At 37.0% G+C, this 4,199-nt stretch carries 3 protein-coding genes and 2 pseudogenes; 1 reads left to right on the top strand and 4 read right to left on the bottom strand.

Going from position 1 to position 4,199, the window contains the following annotated elements; genetic code table 11:
* Positions 1–5: 5 nt before the first annotated feature.
* Together MKL51_RS06740 and MKL51_RS06735 are read right to left on the bottom strand one after the other, a co-directional pair.
* Positions 6–1,165 (bottom strand): IS3 family transposase gene (locus MKL51_RS06740; protein WP_085945698.1). Its coding sequence is split into 2 segments (ribosomal slippage): positions 6–931 and positions 931–1,165, totalling 1,161 coding nucleotides; the frame shifts between segments, so codons are not numbered across the junction.
* 73 nt (positions 1,166–1,238) lie between these two features.
* A pseudogene (locus MKL51_RS06735) lies at positions 1,239–1,484 on the bottom strand (non-contractile tail sheath protein); the annotation flags it as partial.
* 183 nt (positions 1,485–1,667) lie between these two features.
* On the opposite strand from MKL51_RS06735, the gene MKL51_RS06730 reads away from it, so the two are divergent.
* Positions 1,668–2,825, top strand: coding sequence for a catalase family protein (locus tag MKL51_RS06730; protein ID WP_086376684.1), 1,158 nt, complete (start codon positions 1,668–1,670; stop codon positions 2,823–2,825).
* A gap of 65 nt (positions 2,826–2,890) precedes the next feature.
* Here MKL51_RS06730 and MKL51_RS06725 read toward each other — a convergent pair.
* Positions 2,891–3,112, bottom strand: a pseudogene (locus MKL51_RS06725) (hypothetical protein); the annotation flags it as partial.
* A 7-nt stretch (positions 3,113–3,119) separates the two neighbouring features.
* Entirely contained in the window at positions 3,120–4,145 is a 1,026-nt protein-coding gene (locus MKL51_RS06720) for an IS30-like element ISAba125 family transposase (RefSeq protein WP_004994718.1), read from the bottom strand.
* Between the last annotated feature and the right edge of the window lie 54 nt (positions 4,146–4,199).

The raw sequence follows: 4,199 nt of genomic DNA, 5'->3' as shown, positions 1-4,199 counted from the left end.
TGATCCTAGACAGTATCGTGGACAACAAATCCCTCTAAATTCTTAAAATATTTCTTCTCAAAGGCTTCAGGGCTTAACCAGCCATTTGCAGAATGTCTTCTGACCCGATTGTAATAAATCTCAATATAGTCAAACAAGACAGCATTCGCTTCTTTTCGAGTGGCAAACACACTGCCATGGACCACATGACCTTTCAATGTATGAAAGAAGCTTTCAGTCACTGCATTATCCCAACAGTTTCCACGTCTAGACATACTCTGAGTACAATCATTTGTCAGTAACAGCGCTCTAAAATCACGACTACAGTACTGTGAACCTTGGTCCGAATGAACCATAACACCAGTTGGATAACCCTGACGAGCCATTGCATAGTTAAACGTATCACACACCAACTGGCGGTCTATTCGATGGCTGGTTTGCCACCCCACGATACGACGACTAAATAGATCCAGCATCACACATAAATACAGCCAACCTTGCTTGGTACGGATATAGGTAATATCCGTTGTCCAAACCTTGTTAGGCTGAATGACTGTAAATTGACGCTCTAACAGATTGGGTGCTGTAGGCAAACGATGGTTTGAATCAGTCGTATGCTTGTATTTACGCGCAATCCTGCTGCGTAAACCCAGATTTTTCAGCATTCTTCCAACAGTGCGTTCACTCATGCTGTAACCTAAATCATGCATGTCATGTACCAATGAAGGTGCACCCAATCGTGCATGATGCTGCCAATATACGGCTTTTAAATCATTATATTTCTCTACCGTATTGGCCTGACGTTTTCGCCAGGCATAATAGCCTGAAGTGCTGACACCTAGGTATTTACAGGCAGAAGATACCGTGACTTCATTCATATCTAGATCTTGAATTACCGTGTACTTTTCTTGGCATGATCTGTTAGAAAGTACACATGCGCTTTTTTTAAGATGTCATTGGCTTCCTTGAGCTGTTTGACTTCTTTCTCTAATTCCAAGATCCGCTGTTGTTCTGGTGAAAGTTGACGTTTGCTTGAACCCACTGGATTGGTTTCACGAATCCATTTGTCTAAAGTTGAATAACCCACACCTAATTTCTGGGCGATTGCAGCTATAGGCTCGTGTGAGTTTGAAAGTGCATAATCAATTGCTTGCTGTTTAAATTCAGCACTAAAACGTTTGGCCATTTCTTGGATCTCCAAAGTTAACGTTACGTTATCTTTAGAGGGAAGTACTGTCCATTATTTTGGCTAGGATCAGATACGCTAAAAATTTATGATCTTTAGTGTCATAAGAATCCCAAGTAATTCCTACCAAATCATTTGTCATACGTGATCTAAAAGATGCTTCAAAACCATTTCCATAGTTCGTAATGGCGAAAGACATCGTTTGCGGGCCGTCTATTCTCCAATAAATAGGGCTAAACCGATCAATAAGTGTATTCTGAGTGATTGGGCGAGGTGATGTATTAGTATTATTTTGTACATTTTGTGAGTTAGTTATCATGTCTACATTCTCTTAATGTATTAAGAGGTTTTATATTAAATAATAATTCCTATTTTATTGTTCAGATAAGTAACAATGACGTTTAAATTATTTACAGTTTATATTTTTCATAAAGTTCAAAATAAAATTAAACATGAAATCTTAATATTATCCTAAAATATTTTTACACTGAGGAGTTAATAAATGGCAACTTTTATACAGCCTATAAATTTTAAAGGTTTGTTTTTATTTACTCCTCTTGTATTTGCATTATTAGGTTGTACAGAAACTTTATATTCCAACACAACTTCGACCACAAAGATCTCTTCGGAAAGTAACGTTTATCCAGAGATCGACGTAGTATTAGGAGAAAAGTTACAGCCTAACGAAGAGTTGCTCGCTCAAAACATAGCTCAAGTCATTGAAAAGTCGATTCGTGAACAATATACGGCAGGAAATACTTTACGTGATGCACATCCTAAGGCGCATGGTTGTGTTCGTGCCGATTTTCATGTCTCAAAAAATATACCTGCCCAGTTTGCTAAAGGAATGTTTATTCCAGATCGAAGTTATCAAGCATGGATTCGATTTTCTAATGCTTCAAATGATGCCTCTAATGCCGATATTAAAAAAGATGCACGTGGCATAGCAATAAAAATTTTAGGTGTGTCTGGACAGAAAATTTTAGAAAGTGAAAAGCAAGCAACCACGCAAGATTTTATTATGATTAATCATCCAGTCTTTTTTGCGAATGATGCTAAACGATATCTTTCTTTTATGAATGACGTGAATAGCCATAATATGGTCAGAAAACTTCACATTCCATTTGCGTTAGGTTTTAAAGGAACAATGAATGCTCTGGGAGCACGTAATTCACAAATTGCAAATCCATTATACGCACGTTATTGGTCTATGGTTCCCTATCAGTTAGGGCTTGGCAATGATCGACAAGCAGTTAAATATTCAGTACGTGCTTGTTCAATGCAGCCAAACAATCTACCCAAGAATCCTAGTCATGATTTTTTAAGAGAAGCTTTAAAGAAAACTTTGCAAAGTACAGATGCTTGTATGGAATTTCTTATTCAACCACGAACTTCAAATCAAATGTTGGTAGAGGACTCAATGACAGAATGGGATGAAAAAGCAGCTCCTTTCTATCAAGTAGCAACTATTCATATTCCCAAGCAGAACTTTGACACACCAGAACAAAATAAGTTTTGTGAGAATCTGTCTTTTACACCGTGGCATGCCCTACCTGAGCATAAACCATTAGGCGCAGTAAACCGAATGCGCAAAGTCATTTATGAAAACATCAGCAGAGTTCGACATGATATGAATTCAGCTCTTAGACAAGAACCTTAAATACCTTATCCATTGTGGTTTGGTGTAAAAATTTTTCTAAAGATAAGAGTTTGCAATTGTTTCTTTTAAGGGAGATTTTTGCTTGTATCGATAGTGATTCGATCAATAAAATCTGCCAACCATAAAATGAAGTCATCTTCGCTTTTATGCTTTGGAATCAAACTCATATCTAACTTAATAGGAAGTTCATTTTTTACACTAATAACAACACCTTCGAAGTTCACAAAGTTATATAAAAACTTTAGTTCAGTGCCTGCAATAGCTTTTTTTATTTCTACAATAAGATTGGCGAATTCAAACATGAGGTGCGACAGTTTCAAAAGCCATATGATAATCAACAAGCTGAGCAAATTTCTCTAATGGTGTAAGCCAATCTAACGCCTTTCTAGGACGAGTATTCAGTGACATGGCAACTTGATTTAAATAATGCTGATCTGCCTGATTTAAATCAATCCCTTTAGGTAAATATTGCCTAATTAAACCATTCATATTTTCGCATGTGCCTTTTTGCCAAGGTGAATGTGGGTCACAGAAATATACATCTATGCCTAAATCTTCTTCGAGTATTTTATGTTCTGACATCTCGCGTCCACGGTCATAGGTCAACGTTTTACGCAGTTCTGCAGGTAAATATTTCAGAGCTTCAGTTAAAGCCTTGCGCACTGATTCTGCCTTTGCATCAGGTAATGTTGCCAAGATACAGAGCCGTGTATTTCGTTCAATAAGTGTTGCTATCGAACTTTTATTGTCTTTACCTTTAATTAAATCAGCTTCCCAATGACCCGGTATTTTTCTTTCTTGAACTTCGGCTGGGCGCTCATGAATAGTTTTAATATCCTGTAATATAGAATCTTTTTTAGGTTCACCGTTAGCTTTTCGCTTTTTATTTTCATGACGCAGACAGGATAATAAGTCTTTTTTCAACTCACCCTTGGGTAATGCTCGTATCGTTGAATAAATCGTTGTATGGCTTACATTCATTGTTTGATCCAAATCAGGAAATGTCTTTAAACGCTTTGCTATTTGCTGAGGAGACCATAAACAACGGATCGCTTCAACAATAAATTTCCAGAGGATTGAATCGATTTTGAGTTTTCTGTGACCACGTCTACGTCTAGCGAAGGTGTTATCAGAAGCATATCGAGCTTGATAAACGTCATTGATGCTATTTCTTTTAAGCTCACGATAGATCGTACTAGGATGTCTTTTAATGAGTTCAGCAAATTTTCTGGCTGAAAAGCCTTCTTTTCTTGACTCAAGCATTAATGCAGTACGATCTTCAAAGTTAAGATGATGGTATGACAATTTTATATACTCCATAAACCCTTTAAATTAATTAGGTGGTTTATGTCGCACTTCAAGTTTTACTCTGCC

It is taken from the genome of Acinetobacter sp. AOR18_HL (assembly GCF_027855145.1).
GTDB classification, from domain to species: domain Bacteria; phylum Pseudomonadota; class Gammaproteobacteria; order Pseudomonadales; family Moraxellaceae; genus Acinetobacter; species Acinetobacter pittii.
Note: the sequence above shows the minus strand (reverse complement) of the source record. Positions and strands in the feature narration are given on the sequence as shown.

What these genes read in the sequence shown, in the direction of transcription:
- MKL51_RS06730 (WP_086376684.1), top strand. Translation starts at nt 1,668, where the DNA reads ATGGCAACTTTTATACAGCCTATAAATTTTAAAGGTTTGTTTTTATTT.
- MKL51_RS06720 (WP_004994718.1), bottom strand. Translation starts at nt 4,145, where the DNA reads ATGGAGTATATAAAATTGTCATACCATCATCTTAACTTTGAAGATCGT.